Source organism: Streptomyces coffeae, from assembly GCF_016741875.1.
GTDB lineage: Bacteria > Actinomycetota > Actinomycetes > Streptomycetales > Streptomycetaceae > Streptomyces > Streptomyces coffeae.
Window position 1 is genome coordinate 161650 of sequence record NZ_JAERRF010000015.1, and the last position, 18812, is coordinate 180461.

The 18812-nt window shown below is 73.0% G+C and carries 16 protein-coding genes; 2 read left to right on the top strand and 14 right to left on the bottom strand.

All coding sequences use genetic code 11. The features are described from left to right. Positions 1-72 precede the first annotated feature (72 nt). Positions 73-933, bottom strand: coding sequence for a hypothetical protein (locus JK363_RS24840; protein ID WP_201877443.1), 861 nt, complete (start codon positions 931-933; stop codon positions 73-75). 65 nt (positions 934-998) lie between these two features. Further along, positions 999-2237, bottom strand: a complete 1239-nt coding sequence (locus tag JK363_RS24845; RefSeq protein WP_201877388.1) for a glycosyltransferase family 4 protein — start codon at positions 2235-2237, stop codon at positions 999-1001. A gap of 280 nt (positions 2238-2517) precedes the next feature. Here JK363_RS24845 and JK363_RS24850 point away from each other — a divergent pair, with 280 nt between their 5' ends. Both JK363_RS24850 and JK363_RS24855 read left to right on the top strand, forming a co-directional pair. Further along, complete coding sequence (locus JK363_RS24850; RefSeq protein ID WP_201877390.1) at positions 2518-3417, top strand: DUF8842 C-terminal domain-containing protein; 900 nt, start codon at positions 2518-2520, stop codon at positions 3415-3417. Between the two features lie 155 nt (positions 3418-3572). Beyond that, positions 3573-3881 carry a hypothetical protein gene (locus tag JK363_RS24855; protein ID WP_236076069.1) on the top strand — a complete coding sequence of 103 codons (309 nt, stop codon included), beginning with the start codon at positions 3573-3575 and terminating at the stop codon, positions 3879-3881. An 85-nt stretch (positions 3882-3966) separates the two neighbouring features. On the opposite strand, the gene der is transcribed toward JK363_RS24855, so the two are convergent. The 12 genes from der to JK363_RS24915 all read right to left on the bottom strand — a co-directional run bounded on the left by der (position 3967) and on the right by JK363_RS24915 (position 18516). Continuing rightward, on the bottom strand, positions 3967-5430 hold the full coding sequence (gene der, locus JK363_RS24860; RefSeq protein ID WP_201877393.1) for a ribosome biogenesis GTPase Der: 1464 nt from the start codon (positions 5428-5430) through the stop codon (positions 3967-3969). Between the two features lie 58 nt (positions 5431-5488). Next, positions 5489-6166, bottom strand: coding sequence for a lysophospholipid acyltransferase family protein (locus JK363_RS24865; protein ID WP_372444835.1), 678 nt, complete (start codon positions 6164-6166; stop codon positions 5489-5491). Further along, complete coding sequence (gene cmk, locus JK363_RS24870; protein WP_201877395.1) at positions 6163-6879, bottom strand: (d)CMP kinase; 717 nt, start codon at positions 6877-6879, stop codon at positions 6163-6165. The genes JK363_RS24865 and cmk overlap by 4 nt, the downstream gene beginning before the upstream one ends. A 121-nt stretch (positions 6880-7000) precedes the next feature. Continuing rightward, on the bottom strand, positions 7001-8086 hold the full coding sequence (locus tag JK363_RS24875) for a prephenate dehydrogenase (protein WP_201877396.1): 1086 nt from the start codon (positions 8084-8086) through the stop codon (positions 7001-7003). Then, the gene (gene aroH, locus JK363_RS24880) at positions 8083-8445 is read right to left on the bottom strand and encodes a chorismate mutase (RefSeq protein ID WP_176183723.1); all 363 of its coding nucleotides are present in this window, start codon (positions 8443-8445) and stop codon (positions 8083-8085) included. Before aroH ends, JK363_RS24875 begins: the two co-directional genes overlap by 4 nt. Before the next feature lie 171 nt (positions 8446-8616). Beyond that, positions 8617-9726, bottom strand: coding sequence for a pseudouridine synthase (locus tag JK363_RS24885; protein WP_201877397.1), 1110 nt, complete (start codon positions 9724-9726; stop codon positions 8617-8619). After that, positions 9726-10397, bottom strand: coding sequence for an SMC-Scp complex subunit ScpB (gene scpB, locus JK363_RS24890; RefSeq protein ID WP_201877399.1), 672 nt, complete (start codon positions 10395-10397; stop codon positions 9726-9728). Before scpB ends, JK363_RS24885 begins: the two co-directional genes overlap by 1 nt. After that, on the bottom strand, positions 10394-11722 hold the full coding sequence (locus tag JK363_RS42700; RefSeq protein ID WP_443726306.1) for a segregation and condensation protein A: 1329 nt from the start codon (positions 11720-11722) through the stop codon (positions 10394-10396). Before JK363_RS42700 ends, scpB begins: the two co-directional genes overlap by 4 nt. Positions 11723-12573: 851 nt before the next feature. After that, entirely contained in the window at positions 12574-13161 is a 588-nt protein-coding gene (locus tag JK363_RS24900) for a hypothetical protein (protein ID WP_201877400.1), read from the bottom strand. Beyond that, positions 13146-14162 carry a ParA family protein gene (locus JK363_RS41930; RefSeq protein WP_020872375.1) on the bottom strand — a complete coding sequence of 339 codons (1017 nt, stop codon included), beginning with the start codon at positions 14160-14162 and terminating at the stop codon, positions 13146-13148. Before JK363_RS41930 ends, JK363_RS24900 begins: the two co-directional genes overlap by 16 nt. A gap of 514 nt (positions 14163-14676) precedes the next feature. Then, complete coding sequence (gene ald, locus JK363_RS24910) at positions 14677-15792, bottom strand: alanine dehydrogenase (protein WP_201877445.1); 1116 nt, start codon at positions 15790-15792, stop codon at positions 14677-14679. A 192-nt stretch (positions 15793-15984) separates the two neighbouring features. Further along, positions 15985-18516 carry a tetratricopeptide repeat protein gene (locus tag JK363_RS24915; protein WP_372444836.1) on the bottom strand — a complete coding sequence of 844 codons (2532 nt, stop codon included), beginning with the start codon at positions 18514-18516 and terminating at the stop codon, positions 15985-15987. Between the last annotated feature and the right edge of the window lie 296 nt (positions 18517-18812).

The window sequence follows — 18812 nt, forward strand, 5'->3', positions numbered from 1 at the left end:
CTGCCATCCCTTGAGGACAGATCCTGTCCTCAAGGGACCGTAGCGTTGGAGCACCCGACCGCCCCGCACGGATCAGACGGGCGCCTCGACCCGGATCGCCAGGTCGTTGTCCCGGGTGTAGTACGGACGCACCCGCGCCTGGCCGTGCGGGGCGGTCAGCTCCATGGACGGATAGGTGAAGATCTCCTTCTTGTCCGGCACATCGTCCAGGATGCGAGCCAGCCGCGCGGGCGGCTCCTCCGCGTCCGCCGGGCGCAGCCGCAGATCCCAGAGGTCCGCGCCGCCGCCCCAGTCCTCGGTCAGCTCGGCGAAGGGCAGGGTGCAGAAGAAGTCCGCGCCGTCCGCGGTGACCGGCACGGTGCGCACCCGGGCGGTGTCCCGGCGGCAGCGTGCCTCGAGGACCGCGCCGGCCAGCCACTCCGCGGGGTGCTGGACGCGGTGGAGCCGCCCTCGGACGGCCATCGCGCCGTCCTCCAGCAGGATTTCCCCGGCCTCGGCGTGCGGCGCCCGCCGCCAGCTGCGCAGGGAGAGATTGCCGTGCTTGGTGGCGTACGGGATGCGCACGGACAGCGGTGAGGTACTCGGCCCGGGTCTGCGGTCCACCAGGGAACGCAGATCGTTCAGCCCCGGTACCAGCCGCCGCGGTTCGGCGTCCCCGTACGCCATATGGACGTCCCAGCGGCCCTCGGGCAGCGCGACGGTGCTCGGCAGCGCGGCCTGGAGACGGCCGTCCCCGGTCGGGCCGAGCGGCAGCCGCACCTCGCCGCCGTCGCGGCCCTCCGCGCCCCGGAGAATCAGGACCAGCGCACCGTTCCAGTCGTCGTAGCTGCCGGGCTGCGGCCGGACCCAGTCGGTGATGTGGAAGGTGAGCCCACCGGCGGAATCCGCCACGCAGTCGGCGCGGGTGGGGGCGGCCTCTCCGGCCTCGCTCATGCTGTCCTCCTGGGTCCGCTCCGCTGCCCCCGCTGACGTCATGGACACACCTCCGCTCAGAGCACTCATGCCACCCGCACCTTCCGCAGCGAGTCCTTCGTCACCAGCGCACCGCTGAGCAGGGTGCCGCGGGCGCGGTGGAGGGTGCCGCGCAGTCCGCTGCGCGCGACGAGGTCGGCGAAAAGGGAGTCGTAGCGCCCGGCCACCCGCGAGGGGTCGAAACGGGCCGAGTCCTTCAGCGCCGCCTGCCCCATCTGCTGCCGCAGTTCATCGTTGTTGATCAGCTCCAGCAGGGCTCCGGCCACCGCGTCGGCGTCACCGGTCGGCACCAGACGGCCGTCCACCCCGTTGTCGATGATCTCGGCCGGGCCGTGCGGGCAGTCGGTGGAGACCACCGGGAGCCCGCAGCGCATCGCCTCCACGATGGTCATGCCGAACGACTCCAGGCTGGAGGTGACGGCCGCGATGGAGCCCTTGGCCCACTCGGGGTCCAGCGGATGGGCCGGACCCATGAGGAAGACGTGGTTGTACAGGCCGAGTTGGTCGATCAGCGCGCGCAGCTTGTCGTGCTGGGCGCCGCCGCCGTAGATCCGCAGCCGCCAGTCCGGGCGGGCCGCGCTGACCTTGGCGAACGCCCGTATCAGCAGGTCGTACCGTTTGACCGGGGCCAGCCGCCCGGCCGCGACGACCCACTTGCCGGTGCCGTCGGCGGGCTCGAGTCCGGGCTCGGGCACGCTGTTGGGCACCGCCTCGATCCGCACGCCCGGCAGCCGCATCTGGCCGCGGTAGGTCCTGGCGTCGGCCTCGGTGACGGTGGTGACGGCGTCCAGCCGCGGATAGACACCGCGCAGCGCCCGCTTCAGCCCCCGGGAGTGGGTGCTGAGCGTCAGATGCTCCTGGCCGACGCGCATCGGGCCGCGCCGCGCCTCACGCGCGATGTGCATATTGAGGCCGGGGCGGGTGCCGACAACGACATCGGCCTCAAGCCCCCTGAGGTGTTCGGCGATCCGGCGGTCGGTGAGCGCGCTGTACTGCTTGTAGCGGCCCTCGCCGGTGGGGAAGACCTTCGCGGGGCGGGCGTGGTCAGGGTCCGCTCCGTCGTAGGTGGGGCTTCCCTTGCGGATGTCCACCAGATGGCTGAGCCGCACATGCGGCCCGGGATCGAAGATCGGCCGATCACGGTGCCGGAACACCGAGACGATCTCCACGTCGTGCTGCTCGCCCAGGGTGCGGGCGAGGTTGTACGTGGTCCGGATCGTCCCACCGATCCCGTACGCGTTGTGAATCAGGAATGAGATGTGCATCCGTCCCCGTCGTCCCCGTATTGGGCTGGTTCCCCGCGGACGAGAGACTCGTCCGCCTACCACGTGGTAAGACCTCGCCCCGGTTGGCAGGGTTGGGCCGCATCACCGCTTTGTTCCAGAACAGATGTGAAATCGGTAGCGAACCGAGGGAACGTCGAGGGCTTCTGACGCATCGGAGTCCAGGGGTGGCCGGGCCGCGTGACCCCCGCCGTGGATGGCCCGTTGTTCTCCATATGAGCCGGGAGATGCCCGGCACAGGACCGATACCGAGGAGCCACCCGTGCCGCGCATGCTCGACGTCAGCGATGACGTACGCGCCGAGATCGGCGACGAAGAAGCCGACCGGCTGCTCGCCGGTGACAATGCCCCGGGCGCCTACGACTGCACGTCCTGCCGCACCCCGGGCAACACCGACCAGGAGGCCACCAGCACCGTCCTCTTCGTCGGGCAGGAGACGGCCGTGCTCGCCTTCGCGCATGCCACCTGCGTCCCGTCCCAGGTGGTGCCGGTCTCCGAGGAGCAGTTGCGCGGCGCGGTGCGGTCCATCACCGGGGAGGACGCCGCCGATCCGCTCCCGGCGGCGGCGCACTCCGCCGCCGCGCCCTCCGGCTATGCGACCCCGTCCGGCTATCCGGAGGCGCCGCAGCCGCAGGCCCGGACCCAGGCCGTCCAGGCTCCCGCGCAGTCGCCGGAGCGGGCCGCGTCGTCGCCGCAGGCCGTGCTCGGGGTCACCAGCGGGGTGGTGCTGGTGGGCGGGGAGGCGCGGCCCGCGCTGGTGGTCGAGCCGACGGCGCCGATCACCCGGCCCGGATCAGGCCGGCGCGACGACTTCCTGTCCCTCCTCACCGAGCAGGGCTTTCTGCCGGTCGTCGATCTGAACCGGCCGCCCGGCCCCAACCACGGCTGGTCGGTACTGATCGCCATGGGGCAGCTGCACGCGGTCCTGATGCCCTCGGCGAGCGGCGGCGCCCCGGTGGCCTGGTGGCAGGCGCACCACCCGATGCCGCTCAGCGAGGGCTGGCGGCATGCCGTCGGCCGCTCCCAGCAGGTGATGCTGTACGCCGCACCGGCGGGCACCATCGGCACCCAGCCGCGTGAGGACCAGCTGCGCGCGGCGCTGGACCGGGCCGCGGCGAGCGGCGCGCTGGTCGGCGCCTCGATGCCGCTCGCGGGCACCTGACGCCCATGGCCTCCGCCGTTCCCGGCCCCGCCTACCTGCCGCGGGCAGCCCATTCGCCACCGATGCCGCATCCGACGGGCGGCCGGGTCGTTGGCACATACGTGCACGCATACGACCTCCCCTATCGTTCCCCCTCATACGGCTACATTCCGGCAATGCGCCCCGCGTTGGAGGAATCGGCCGACCCCTGGCGGCAGTCGGCCACGCCGATCTACGACGCGCTGTACGCCGAGTACCGGAGGCTGTTCCGGGCGCTGCCCGGCGACCGTTCGGACGAGGAGGATCTGGGGTTCGTCGCGTTCAGCGCCATCGGCCACACCGGCCAGCCCCGCGGTCTGACCAGCGGGGGCCATGGCCGGGTGGGCAGCCACAGCGCATCGTGGGACACCGGCGGTCCGTACTACCGCGGTTATCTCCCCGCCCTGCCGCCGGGTCAGCGCGACGGGCGGGGGCACGACTACTGACGCCGAAGGGGCTGAAGCGCCCCGGCGGGGGCACCTTCCAGCGGTAGCTGGGGGAGAACCGAGCCCAAAACGGGGGCGCGTGCCGTTACTTCTTGCGGCCGCGCTTCTCCCGCACCCGCACCGAGATCTGGATCGGGGTCCCCTCGAAGCCGAACTCCTCGCGCAGCCGCCGCTCGATGAAGCGGCGGTAGCCCGCCTCCAGGAAGCCCGAGGCGAACAGAACGAACCGCGGCGGCCGGGTCCCGGCCTGCGTTCCGAAGAGGATGCGGGGCTGCTTGCCGCCGCGGATCGGGTGCGGGTGCGAGGCCACGATCTCGCCGAGGAACGCGTTCAGCCGCCCGGTGGGAACCCGGGTCTCCCAGCCGGCCAGCGCCGTCTCGATCGCCGGGACGAGCTTTTCCATATGCCGGCCGGTGCGCGCGGAGACATTGACCCGCGGCGCCCACTGGATCTGTCCGAGCTCGGTCTCGATCTCGCGCTCGAGGTAGTAGCGGCGCTCCTCGTCGAGGGTGTCCCACTTGTTGAAGGCGAGCACCATCGCGCGTCCGGCCTCGACCGCCATCGAGATGATCCGCTGGTCCTGGACGCTGATGGACTCGCTGGTGTCGATCAGGATGACCGCGACCTCGGCCTTCTCCACGGCGGCGGCGGTGCGCAGCGAGGCGTAGTAGTCGGCGCCCTCCTGGAGGTGGACGCGTCGGCGGATACCGGCGGTGTCCACGAACTTCCAGGTCACGCCGCCGAGTTCGATCAGCTCGTCGACCGGGTCGCGGGTGGTGCCCGCCATCTCGTTGACGACCACCCGCTCCTCGCCCGCGACCTTGTTCAGCAGCGAGGACTTGCCGACGTTGGGGCGGCCGATGAGGGCGATCCGGCGCGGTCCGCCGACCGTCGCGCCGAAGGTCTGGGCCGGGGCCTCCGGCAGCGCCTCGAGCACCGCGTCCAGCATGTCGCCGGTGCCGCGGCCGTGCAGCGCCGAGACCGGGTGGGGCTCGCCGAGGCCGAGCGACCACAGCATGGCGGCGTCCGCCTCACCGCTGGGCCCGTCGACCTTGTTGGCGCACAGCACCACGGGCTTGCCCGCCCGGCGCAGCAGCTTGACCACGGCCTCGTCGGTGTCGGTGGCGCCCACCGTGGCGTCCACCACGAAGACCACCGCGTCGGCGGCCTCGATGGCGAACTCGGCCTGCGCGGCCACGGACGCGTCGATACCGAGCACATCCTGCTCCCAGCCGCCGGTGTCGACGACCTTGAAGCGGCGGCCGGACCACTCGGCCTCGTAGGTCACCCGGTCCCGGGTGACGCCGGGGCGGTCCTCGACCACGGCCTCGCGGCGGCCGATGACACGGTTCACCAGGGTCGACTTACCGACATTGGGACGGCCGACGACGGCCAGGACGGGCAGCGGGCCGTGTCCGGCCGCGGCGAGGTCGCCCTCGACCTGCTCGAGGTCGAAACCCTCCTGCGCGGCGAGCTCCATGAACTCCGCGTACTCGGCGTCGCCGAGCTCTCCGTGCTCGTCGCCACCACTGTGGATCTGGTCGTCCATGAAGTTACGTTCCTCGTCGTCCCTTAAGGCCGCGGCCCTTTGTGCGGGCTCGCGGATCTCATGTCTCGTCGTGGCGGCCGGTGAGCCGCCTGGCGTTCCCCAGGTGCGCGCCCAGTCGCTGCTGGATGCGCGTGGTCGCCTCGTCCAGGGCCGCCCGGGTCCGTCGGCCGCTGCCGTCGCCCGCCTCGAACGGGTCACCGAAGACCACGTCGATCCGGCTGCGCAGCCGCGGCACCGTCCTGACCTGTCCGTCGCCGTTGCGCTGGTCACCGGAGCCGAGCACGGCCACCGGCACGATCGGCGCCCCCGAGCGGACGGCGAAGTACGCGAGCCCCGCGCGCAGCGAGGCGAAGTCGCCCTCGCCGCGGGTGCCCTCGGGGAAGATCCCCAGCACTCCGCCGCGCTCCAGCACGCCGAGGGCGGCGATGATCGCCGTCCGGTCGGCGGTCGTACGGTCCACCTTCAGCTGCCCGATCCGGCGCAGGAACGGGTCCAGCGGACCGATGAACGCTTCCTTTTTGACCAGGAAGTGCACCGGCCGGGGCGCGGTGCCCATCAGCATCGGGCCGTCGATGTTGTGGGTGTGGTTCACCGCGAGGATCAGCGGCCCGGTGGGCGGCACCCGCCAGGCGCCGAGCACCCGCGGCCGCCACAGCCCGTACATCAGGCCGATGCCGATCCGGCGTCCCACCGCGGCTCCGGCCGCGCTCGGCAGTGTGTCGGCGGGTCCGGTCACACGCCCGTCCGCTTCTCCTCGACGAGGGTGACCACACACTCGATGACCTGGTCGAGGGTGAGCTCGGTGGTGTCCACCTCGATCGCGTCGTCCGCCTTGGCCAGCGGCGAGGTCTTCCGGCCGGAGTCCAGGGCGTCCCGCTTGGCGAGCGCCGCCTGGGTGGCGGCCAGGTCCGCCGCCTCCTTGCCCTTGAGCTCACCGTTGCGGCGGGCGGCCCGGGCCTCGGCGGACGCGGTCAGGAAGATCTTGACGTCGGCGTCGGGCAGCACCGTGGTGCCGATGTCCCGGCCCTCGACGACGATGCCGCGCGGGGCCTCGGCGGCGATGGTGCGCTGGAGCTCGGTGATCCGGGCCCGCACCTCGGGGACCGCGCTGACCGCGCTCACCCGGGAGGTGACCTCCTGGGTGCGGATCGGCCCGGCGACATCGGTGCCGTCGACGGTGATGGTCGGGGCGGCCGGGTCGGTGCCGGAGACGATGACCGGCTTCGCGGCGGCGTCGGCCACGGCGACGGCGTCCTCGATGTCGATGCCGTTGTTCACCATCCACCAGGTGATCGCCCGGTACTGGGCGCCGGTGTCCAGGTAGCCGAGGCCCAGCTTGGCGGCGACGGACTTGGAGGTGCTGGACTTGCCCGTGCCAGCGGGGCCGTCGATCGCGACAATCACTGCTGCCGGGGCGGTCCGGGCGGCGGTTTCCACGGTGACTGACACCTTTCGTGTGCACGGGGCTGGGTCGGAGGGGGCGGATGGAGCCTCGGACAAGGTTACTGGTTCACACGACCGCTCCGGACAGCGTGGTCATGCCCGCACCGCCGGACCGTCCCGTCCGTGGTCACTGCCGGATCGACCAGCCCCGCTCGCGGAGCGCCGCGGTCAGCCCGGGGGCCGCCGCGGGCTCGACCATCAGCTGGATCAGACCCGCCTGCTGCCCGGTGGCGTGCTCGATCCGGACGTCCTCGATGTTGACGCCCGCCCGGCCCGCGTCGGCGAAGATCCGGGCCAGCTCGCCCGGCTGGTCGCCGATGAGCACCGACACCGTCTCGTAGACGGCCGAGGCGGCGCCGTGCTTGCCCGGCACCCGCTCACGCCCGGCGTTGCCGCGGCGCAGCACGTCCTCGATCCCGGAGGCGCCGTCGCCGCGCTTGGACTCGTCGGCGGACTGGAGGCCGCGCAGCGCCCGTACCGTCTCGTCGAGGTCCGCGGCCACCGCCGCGAGCACATCGGCGACCGGGCCGGGGTTGGCGGACAGGATGTCGATCCACATCGCCGGGTCGGAGGCGGCGATCCGGGTCACATCGCGGATCCCCTGCCCGCACAGCCGTACCGCGGTCTCGTCGGCGTCCTTCAGCCGCGCGGCGACCATGCTGGACAGCAGATGCGGGGTGTGCGAGACCAGGGCCACCGCGCGGTCGTGGGCGTCCGCGTCCATCACCACGGGCACCGCGCGGCACAGCGCCACCAGCTCGAGGGCGAGGTTGAGCACCTCCGTGTCGGTGTCCTGGCCGGGGGTGAGCACCCACGGCCGCCCCTCGAAGAGGTCGGCGGTGGCGGCCAGCGGCCCGGAGCGCTCACGGCCGGACATCGGATGGGTGCCGATGTAGCGGGTCAGATCGCAGCCCAGGGCTTCCAGCTCGCGGCGCGGGCCGCCCTTGACGCTGGCCACGTCCAGCGCGGCGCGGGCGGTACCCCGGCGCAGCACATCGGCGACCGTCCGCGCCACATACGCGGGCGGTACGGCAACGATCGCCAGGTCCACCGGCCCGTCGGGCTCCTCCTGCGTACCGGCGCCGAGGGCCGCGGCGGTACGGGCCTGGTCCGCGTCGTGGTCGGCGAGATGGACGTGGACCCCGCGTCCGGCCAGGGCCAGCGCGGCGGAGGTGCCGATCAGGCCGGTGCCGATGACGAGTGCGGTTCTCACTGGGCGATGTCCTTGCGGAGGGAGGCCGCGGCGCCGAGGTAGACATGGGCGACGTCGGACTTGGGCAGGTCCGTCTCGACATGCGCCAGGATGCGGACGACCCGCGGCATGGCGCCCTCGATGTCCAGCTCCTGGGCGCAGATCAGCGGCACATCGGTGATGCCGAGCTTGCGTGCGGCGACCGCGGGGAAGTCGCTGTGCAGATCGGGGGTGGCGGTGAACCACACGCTGATGAGGTCGTCCGGCACCAGCCCGTTGCGCTCCAGGATGGCGGTCAGCAGCTCCGAGACCTGCTGCCGCATATGGCCGGACTCGTCCCGCTCCAGCTGGACGGCCCCGCGGACCGCTCGTACCGCCATGTCTGTGCTCCCCTGCGCGCATGTGGTCACCTACTGCCGCGCCACCGTGGACGCGGGTCCCGGCGCGCTCACGATCAGCCTAACGAGCGGGCCGGACGGGCTCCCGCCGCGCCCGCCCTGCGAGACGCGGGACGCGGGACACGGCGGGGGCGGGTCACCTCGGGGTCCGAGTCAGAGGTCGACCTCGCGCATCAGCATGCCGACCTCGGTGTTGGTCAGCCGCCGCAGCCAGCCGGACTTCTGGTCGCCCAGCGCGATCGGCCCGAAGCCGGTGCGCACCAGCCGGTCGACCGGGAACCCGGCCTCGGCGAGCATCCGGCGCACGATGTGCTTGCGGCCCTCGTGCAGGCTCACCTCGACGAGGTAGTTCTTGCCGGTGTTCTGCACGACCTTGAAGTGGTCCGCGCGGGCGTAGCCGTCCTCGAGCTGGATGCCGTTCTTCAGCTGCTTGCCCAGGTCGCGCGGGAGCGGGCCCTGGATCGCGGCGAGGTAGGTCTTGGTGACGCCGTAGCGGGGGTGGGTGAGGCGGTGGGCCAGCTCACCGTGGTTGGTGAGCAGGATGATGCCCTCGGTCTCGGTGTCGAGGCGGCCGACGTGGAAGAGCCGGGTCTCGCGGTTGGTGACGTAGTCGCCGAGACACTGACGGCCGTCGGGGTCCTCCATGGTGGAGACGACACCGGCGGGCTTGTTCAGCGCGAAGAACAGGTACGACTGGGTGGCCACGGTCAGCCCGTCGACCTTGATCTCATCCTTCTCCGGGTCGACGCGCAGCCCCTGCTCGGTGACGATCTTGCCGTTGACCTCGACGCGGGCCTGGTCGATGAGCTCCTCGCAGGCGCGGCGCGAACCCATACCGGCGCGGGCCAGGACCTTCTGGAGGCGCTCGCCCTCCTGCTCGCCGAACGTCTTCGGCAGCTTGACCTGGGGCTTGTTGTGGCGGGCGCGGTTGCGCTCCTCTATCTGGGCGTCGTACTCGCGCGGGCGGGCCGGGCCACTGGGCTTACGGCCGCGACCGGCGCCGGCGCCGCCCTTGGGGCCACCCTTGGCACCCGCCTTGGGGCCGCCCTTGGGTCCGCCCTTGGGTCCGCCTTTCGGACCGGCCTTGGGACCGCCGTCCTGGGAGGCTCCGCCTACGTCGTAGCGGCGCTCCTCGGGACGGGGGCGGCCCGCGCGCTTCTGCCTGTCGTCGCGCTGGTTGCCCGCGCCGCGGTAGTTCCTGCCGCCGCCGCCGCTGCCGCTGCCGCTACCGCTGCCCCTGCTGTTCCTGCCGCTGCTTCGCATCACGTTCCGTCTGAGAGTGTCTGGGAGTGGCCTACTCCGTCGTCCGCGTCATCGGCGTCGACGGCGTCCGGGTCGAGCGACGGCACACCCTCCTGGGACTCGCCCTCGACCGCGTCCGCCTCGGGGAGGAACGGCGCGAGCTCCGGAAGCTCGTCCAGACCCCGCAGACCCATCCGCTCCAGGAAGTAGTTCGTCGTCCTGTACAGGATCGCACCTGTTTCGGGTTCCGTGCCCGCCTCCTCGACCAGACCCCTCTGGAGGAGGGTCCGCATCACGCCATCGCAGTTGACGCCGCGGACGGCCGAGACCCGGGAACGGCTGACCGGCTGACGGTACGCGACCACCGCGAGGGTTTCCAAAGCGGCCTGGGTGAGCCGGGCCTGCTGGCCGTCCAGGACGAAGCCCTCGACGGCGGCGGCGTACGCGGGGCGGGTGTAGTAGCGCCAGCCGCCCGCGACCAGCCGCAGCTCGAAGCCGCGGCCCTGGGTCGCGTACTCGTCGGCCAGCTCGCGCAGCGCGTCCGCGACCGCGCGGCGCGGGCGCTCCAGGACCTTGGCGAGGTGTTCCTCGGTGGCGGGCTCGTCGACGACCATGAGGACCGCCTCCAGGGCGGGCTTGAGGTCGAGGGCCGCGACGTCCGAGGCCGTGGCGGGGGTCCACTGCTCGCTCAACTCCGTACCTCCTGCTTCTCCTTCTCCTCGGGCCGCTTCTCCGGCGGTTCCTGCCGGGGTCCGGCCTCCTGGTCGAACTCATCGGTGACGAGCGGCCGCTCACCGTCGGCACCCGTCCAGCGCACCATGAGCGAGCCGAGGGCCTCCGGCTGGTCGAGCAGGACCGCGCGCTCGCGGTAGAGCTCCAGCAGCGCCAGGAAGCGGGCGACGACGGTGAGGACGTCGGGGGCGTCCTCGGTGAGCGTCCGGAAACTGGCCTCCCCCAGCTCACGCAGCCGCGCCACCACCACCTCGGCCTGCTCGCGCACGCTGACCAGCGGGGCGTGGATGTGCTCGACGTACACCTGCGGCTTGGGCTTGGGCTGCATCGCCTTCACGGCCAGCTTGGCGAAGCCCTCGGCGCCGATGCTGATGACAACGTCGGGCAGCAGCTCCGCGTGATGCGGCTCCAGGCCGACCGTACGGGGGTGCCGGGCGGCCTCACTGACCAGCCGGTCGTTGAAGATGTCCGCGATCTGCTTGTACGCGCGGTACTGGAGCAACCGCGCGAACAGCAGGTCCCGCGCCTCGAGCAGCGCGAGGTCGGCCTCGTCCTCCACCTCGGCGGCGGGCAGCAGCCGAGCCGCCTTGAGATCGAGCAGTGTCGCGGCGACCACCAGGAACTCGGTGGTCTGATCGAGGTCCCAGTCCGGCCCCATGGCCCGGATGTGCGCCATGAAGTCATCGGTGACCTTGGACAGGGCGACCTCGGTGACGTCCAGCTTGTGCTTGGAGATCAGCTGAAGGAGGAGGTCGAAGGGGCCCTCGAAGTTGTCGAGCCGCAGGATGAAGCGGGTGCCGTCGTCGGAGTCCCAACCCTCGCCGCCGGGCGTATCGCTCCGGGCGGCGCCGGGGGCGGCGGGCTCGGAACCGCCGCTACCGGAAGCTCCGTCGCCGGACGCGTCGCTGTGGGAGACGCCCTCTCCGGACGCATCGCGGTCGCCATGGGAAGCACCGTCGTGGGGCGCACCGCGCCCCGTAGCGCCGTTGTCGGAGTGATCGGCCGAGTCCACTGACGCCCCGCTGACGGCCTGGTCGGCCGCGCCCCCGCTCCGGGCGTCCCCCGCGCCCGCGGGGGGCCGTACGGGCCCGTCGGCCCCCTCCTCAGCCCGCGCATGCGCCGGATCCGGCTCCGGCCGCCCCACGAACCGGGCATCCGCGGCTGCCCCCGCCGCGCGCCCACCGGCCGGGGAAGCCGTGCCCGGCCGAGCCTGCGCCGCGGTGGCTTCCGCGTCGGAGCCACGCGGCTCGGCAGGCGGCGCAGCGTACGGCTCCGCCGGAGGCACCGACGCCCCTCCGGCCCGAGGCGCCGCGCTCGGCCCGCCCGGAGCCACGTCGGCGTCGGCGGCATCGGCGTCCACGCCAAGCAGCTCGGCGGACAACGCGGTATCCGACTCGACGTGAGGCGCGCCGCCTCCCGCATCCGCCTCACGCGCCCCCGCCGAAGCGGCCTCGGCGGCCGGGTCGGACTCGGGCAGCTCCACGAACCGGGCACCCGGGACAGCCTCCGCCGCGGGCAGACCGTCGAACGGCGCCGGATGCGGACCGGCCTGGGACACCGCCGCCTCACCGGCCGGGGACGCCGTGCCCGGCCGGGCCTGGGACACCGCCGCCTCACCGGCCGGGGACGCCGTGCCCGGCCGGGCCTGGGCCGTGGTGGCTTCGGAGGTCCCCGCGTCGGAAGCACGTGTGCCAACCGGCGGCCCGGTGGGCGGCTCGGACGGGCGCGCCTCCGTTTCCGCCTTCCGCGCGGGCCTTGCCGCGGGGCCTCCGGCAGACGGCGGCTCCGTATGAGGCTCGGCCGGAGGTGTCGCCGTATGGGCGGCAGGGGCGGGCTCCGCCGGAGGCACGGCGGCCTCGGCGATGCCCGCCTCGGTGTGATTCGCCGCATCGGCCGACCCCGTACGCGGCTCAACGCCACCCGCATGCTCCGCCGCCGACCCGGCGGTAGGGGTGGGGGCCGTCGGGGGCGCGGGAGGCGGGTCGGGGCGAGCCGTCGGGGCCGCGCCGGGACCGCGGCCCAGGGTGCGGCGGCGGGGCGGCGGGGTGGGGGCGTCGTTCGTCGGCATCGCGGTCCAGGGTGCTCAGGGCCGGGCGGGGCAGCCCGTACGACCGGGCAGGCTATCGCCCGGCCCGGTCACCGGCCGCGCAGGCGGCGCACCAGGATGCTCGCGTCGCCGCGCGACTCGAGGTCGGCGAGGACGACCGCGACCGCCTCGCGGACGATCCGGCCGCGGTCGACCGCGAGTCCGTGTTCGCCGCGGAGCACCAGGCGCGCGTGCTCGAGGTCCATCAGCTCCTCGGCGGAGACATAGACCGTGATCTTCTCGTCGTGCCGCTCACGCCCGCTGGGCCGCCGGTTCGCCGCGCGGGTGCGGCGGCGGGCCGGTTCGGCCGCGCCCGCCGCTCCGGCCGCCTGGCGCGCCTTGGGGTGGCCCGCCGCCGCGGGGCGCCGCTCGGCGGCGTCCTGCGTGGCGGCGGCCGTCTCACGGCCCGTGTGCTCGGCGGCGCCGGACTGCTCGCCCTCCGCGCGACGGCCGCCCTCGGCCGTACCGTCCTCGTGCGGTTCGGCGGCCGTGTCGGGCTCGGCGGCGGGCGCCGGGACCCGGGCGGCCTCGCCGTTCGCCTGGCGGCGGCCGGACGCGGGAGAGGAGGACTGGAGCCCCATCCCTCCCGTGGTGCGGAACAGTTCGTCGGCTCCCGGCAGACTCACTCGGCGTGACACCGGGCGAGCACCTCCCTGGCGAGCTGGCGATAGGCGGCGGCACCGACGGAGTTGGACGCGTACGTGGTGATGGGCTCACCCGCGACGGTGGTCTCCGGGAAGCGGACCGTACGGCCGATGACCGTGTGGTAGACGTGATCGTCGAACGCCTCGACCACGCGGGCGAGGACCTCACGGCTGTGCACGGTGCGCGAGTCGTACATCGTGGCGAGGATGCCGTCCAGCTCCAGGTCGGGGTTGAGCCGCTCCTGGACCTTCTCGATCGTCTCGGTGAGCAGGGCCACCCCGCGCAGCGCGAAGAACTCGCACTCCAGCGGCACGATCACCTTGTGCGCCGCGGTGAGCGCGTTGACGGTGAGCAGACCGAGCGAGGGCTGGCAGTCGATGACGATGTAGTCGTAGTCCGCCATCAGCGGCTTGAGCGCGCGCTGGAGGGTGGACTCCCGGGCGACCTCGCTGACCAGCTGCACTTCGGCAGCCGACAAGTCGATATTGCTGGGCAGCAGGTCCATATTGGGCACGGCCGTCTTGAGCAGTACCTCGTCGGCCGACATACCCCGCTCCATGAGCAGGTTGTAGACCGTGAGGTCGAGCTCCATCGGGTTGACCCCGAGGCCGACCGAGAGGGCGCCCTGCGGGTCGAAGTCGACCAGCAGGACCCGGCGGCCGTATTCGGCAAGCGCCGCGCCCAGGTTGATGGTGGAAGTGGTCTTGCCGACGCCGCCCTTCTGGTTGCACATCGCGATGATCTTCGCGGGGCCGTGGTCGGTCAGCGGGCCGGGAATCGGGAAGTACGGCAGCGGCCGCCCGGTGGGGCCGATGCGCTCGCGGCGCTGACGGGCCGCGTCGGGCGCAAGTGTGGCCGCGTACTCGGGGTCGGGCTCGTACTCCGCGTCCGGGTCGTAGAAGTGCCCGTCGGGGAGGTCGTCGTAGTCGGCGAAGCGGGCGGGATCCGTGCCCCCCTGGTCGCCGGCCATGGCGTTCACGTGATGGCCGTCCATGCTCTGGCTCTGGTGGGCTGTCGTCATGCTCTGGTGGGTTGCGAAGGTGCGGACAGCGACGGAGCCGACAGCCTCGAGCCCCGAGGGACCCTGGCCCCGCGCAGCCGATCCTGGTTGACCACCCCCGGGAGAAAATGTCGACTCATTCACAAGTCGTCCTACCTCCTTGGTGACCAGGAAATTTCTAGATAGGTCAGCGTGACACCATGCCGACGGTTGGCGACTCTATGGCGTGTCGGCGGTCCGCAGCAACACAATCCACCGGACACGGCATGATGTGTCGGCAATCGAACACCCCGATGTCAAGGGCGTATGAACGGCGATGGAGCGATTTCACCACCGCACAAAGCGTCTGAAGAGTTGCATTTGGGGGCGAGTTGACCAGGCTCACCCCGCACGCGCGCAGCACGCCGTCGGACACACCTGCGGCCGGGTCCCGCCCTTCGGCAAGACCCGGCCGGATGCCCGGTATTGACTTGGTGTTGACGGTCGGAGTTGACCGTCAGCCGGCTTGTCAGCCGATCAGGGTGCTCAGTTCGACGTGGGGCAGCCCGTGCGCCTCGGCGACCGGACCGTAAACGACCTGGCCCTCGTGGGTGTTGAGGCCCTTGGCCAGGGCGGCGTCCCGGCGCAGCGCCTCGCGCCAGCCGCGGTTGGCCAGCTCCACGATGTACGGCAGCGTGGCGTTGGTGAGCGCGTAGGTGGAGGTGTTCGGCACCGCACCCGGCATGTTGGCCACGCAGTAGAAGACCGAGTTGTGGACCTCGAAGGTCGGCTCGGCGTGGGTGGTGGGACGGGAGTCCTCGAAGCAGCCGCCCTGGTCGATCGCGATGTCGACAAGGACACTTCCCGGCTTCATGCGGGAGACCAGCTCGTTGGTGACCAGCTTCGGAGCCTTGGCGCCCGGGATGAGCACCGCGCCGATGACGAGGTCGGCCTCCAGGACGGCCTTCTCCAGCTCGAAGGCGTTGGAGGCGATGGTCTGCACCTTGGTGCCGAAGATCTTGTCGGCCTCGCGGAGCTTGTTGACGTCCCGGTCGAGCAGGGTGACGTGGAAGCCCATGCCGATGGCGATCTGCGCGGCGTTCCAGCCGGAGACACCGCCACCGATGACCACCGCGCGGCCCGCGGCCACACCCGGCACACCGCCCGGCAGCACACCGCGGCCACCGGCCGAACGCATCAGGTGGTACGCGCCGACCTGCGGCGCGATCCGGCCCGCGACCTCGGACATCGGCGCGAGCAGCGGCAGCGCGCGGTTCGCGGTCTCGACCGTCTCGTAGGCGATGGCGGTGGTACCGGACTCCAGCAGCGCGTCGGTGCACGCGCGGGAGGCGGCGAGGTGGAGGTAGGTGAAGAGGGTCTGGTCCTTGCGCAGGCGGTGGTACTCCTCCGCGATGGGCTCCTTGACCTTCAGCAGCAGGTCGGCCGTGGCCCAGACCTCGTCGGCGGTGTCGAGGATGCGCGCACCGGCCGCGGTGTATTCCGCGTCCGTGATGGAGGAGCCCAGGCCCGCACTCTGCTCCACGAAGACCTCGTGGCCGTTGCGGACCAGCTCGTGCACACCGGCGGGGGTGATGGCCACACGGAACTCGTTGTTCTTGACCTCGCGGGGGATACCGACCTTCACGTCGATCACGGTCCTTGAATGGGGGGGGGGAACGGAATATAACGTCACAGCCGGAACATAACCAGCCATGGACATGTAAACCGGACGCTGTGTCCGCATGCCGGTGACGACCGCATCATTCGCGGTACAGCCAGTTTAATGAAGGACGTCGCGCTGTCTAGCCTTGCAATGCATCAATCTTTCGCGAGACCACTACTGATTTCGTAGGTCGATCTCGTCTTCTTCCATGGCCCGGGGTGCCTCCGGGGGTGCCGTGGGGGGCGACTCCTCAGGTGAGAGCCCCTTCTCGGGCGCCTCGGCACGCTCGGCCTCCTGCCTCAGTACACGGGCCACCGCGGGGTCACCGCCCAGCCGGTCGACGGCCTCGGCGGCACGCAGTGCCAGCTCGCCGTGCAGCCGGGCGTCCCCGCAGCCCCGGGCGACCGTCACCGCCTCGCCCCAGCTGCGCAGCGCGTCCCGCGTCCGGCCGATCTGCTCCTGGGCGCGGGCGGTACCGCTCAGCGCCCGTGCGCACCCGGCCAGGTCGTCCGCCCGGCGGCAGGCCGCCGCCGCGGCGCGCCAGTCGCGCAGTGCCTCGGCCCAGCGGCCCGCGTAACCGTGGACGGTGCCCAGCCGTGCGTACACCCGGGCGCCGCCTGCCACGTCCCGGCGGCTGAGCCTGAGCTCCAGGGCCCGTCCGTACCAGTCGGCGGCCCGGTGCCAGTCCCCCAGCTCCTGATGGATACCGCCGATGGACTCCAGGGCCCGCCCGGTCGTATACGCGTCACCCGCCTCGCGGGCGGCCTCCAGCGCGCCCTTGTAGCGGGTCAGCGCCTGGTCGACGCGGTCCGCCCGGGCGTCCAGGTCGCCCAGGTTGAGCAGGGCCGCCGCCCGTTCCACCGGCAGGTCGCGGCGCTCCGCCACATCCAGCACCAGCTGGTGCAGCCCGTACAGCTCCGGCGCGGCGCCCTCCGCGCCGCGGTGGGCGCTGAGCGCATGGGTGAGCCCGGCCACCAGCCGCCGGGCCAGCGTGTCCAGTTCCCCGGCCTCGACGGCCAGCCGGGCCGCCTCCAGCAGCACCGGCAGCCGTGCCTCCAGCCAGCCGGCCGCGGCCGACGACGACGAAAACCGCAGCGGGCGGGGCATCTCCGCCAGCTCTCTGCGAGCCGGAGAGCCCACCGGTTCGGCGGCCAGCCGGCATGCGTGCAGCTGCCGCACGGTGCGCTCCAGCATCCGGGCGCGGGCCAGCTCCACCTCCGCCGGGCGCTCCACGGACTCCAGCAGCTCCCGCAGCAGCGGCTCCAGACAGCCCGGCACCTGGTACCGGCCGTACGCGACCGGACGCAGCAGCCCGCACCCGGCGAACCCCTCGAGCGCCGCCTCGCCGTCCTGGACCGAGCACCCGGCCAGCGCGGACGCGACATGGGCATCGGGCGACCCGGCGGGCGCGAGCACCAGCAGCCGCAGCATCCGGGCGACGGCGGGCGGCAGCGAGTCGTACACCAGCCGGAAGGTGCGGGCCAGCGGTCGTACGCCGGGGTCGGCGTCCGCCGAGGAGGGCGGCAGCTCCCGCAGCCGCGCCACCAGATCGGCCACGGACGCCTCGGGCTGTACGGCCAGCCAGCCACCGGCCAGCACGAGCGCGGCGGGCTGACCCGCGCACTCGCCCACCAGCGTCTGCGCGGCCACCGGGTCGCAGGTGATCCGGGTGGGTCCGGCGTACTGCGCCAGCAGTCCGACGGCCGCGCTCACGTCGAGCCCGCCGACCGTGCAGGGCCGGACGTCCGGCACCCCGGTCAGCGGACCGCGCGAGACGGCGACGACCAGACAGCCGGGCTCGTCCGGCAGCAGCGCGTCCACCTGCTCGACACCGGCCACATCGTCGAGCAGCAGCAGAAGGCGTTTGCCGGTCAGCTTCTCGCGCAGCGCCTCGCTGAGATCGTCCTCGTCGGCCCCGGGCGGGGCGGTCACCCCGAGCCGGCCGAGCAGATCGCGTGCGGTGCGGAGGGTGGGCACCGGCTGCCCGCCGGAGGTCGTCAGCCGCGCGGTCAGCACACCGTCGGGATAGTCGTCGGCGAGCCGCCGGGCCAGCTCCTCGGCCAGCGCGGTACGGCCCCAGCCGGGGCGTCCGGCGATCAGCAGCACCCGGCTTCGGGCGGCCTTGCGGCCCGCGAGGGTGTCGAGACCGGGGCGGTCGATGTCGGCCCGCAACGACAGCAACTCCCGCCGCCGCCCCGCGAACCCCTTGCCCACGGTGGCCGCCGCGGCGAACAACACGGCCCGGGTGGCCCCACCCCACACCCCACCGTCGCCCGCTCCACCTCGCGGCCCGGGCGGCCCAACGGGCGCGCTGCGGCCGGACACCGGGGCCGCGTCCGCGGAGCGGGGGGCGGCGGATGAGCCCGCGCCCGCCATGGCCGCGGGCCCCGCCCCGGTGTCCGGGGCCGGGGAACGGGCCGGGTCCGCGCGGCCCGTGGCGGGGCCGGTGCCCGGGGCCGGGCGGCGGGCTGGATCCGCGGCGTCGGCGCTCGTACGGGAGCCGGGGCCGGAACGCGCCGCCCCCGGGCCGGTGCCGGTGTCCGAAGCCGCGGAGCGGGCCGGACCCGGGCCGGGAACGGGCCCCGGGGAGCGGGACGGAACCTCCGCGTCCGTGCCCGCGCTGCGCGGGGACGGCGCTGGTGCGGGTACGGGGGGTTGGTGGGAGGCCGGTGGCTCTCCTTCGGTGTCGACCGCCTGCTCCGCCACGGGCCCACTCCCGTCCACCTGCGCATCACGAGCCCGCCGCGGTCGCGGCCGGGGTTGGTGCGGCTCGGTTCGCCCCGGGGCGCCTGCGCCGCTGTCGACGGTCGACCGTGCTCGACCCCTCGTAACCTCTGGGGCGCGCGAGAGCGCGTGCTGTCGCGCGCTTCGCTTGCGCGTACCCCTTCGGCGCTTATGAGGGTAGTTCACTCCGCGTCAGGAACCCGGCACTCCCGACCGGCAGACCGGGCTGAAAATCACTCCATCGGATCCACTGATCGTCGGGAGGGTGGGAGGGGTCG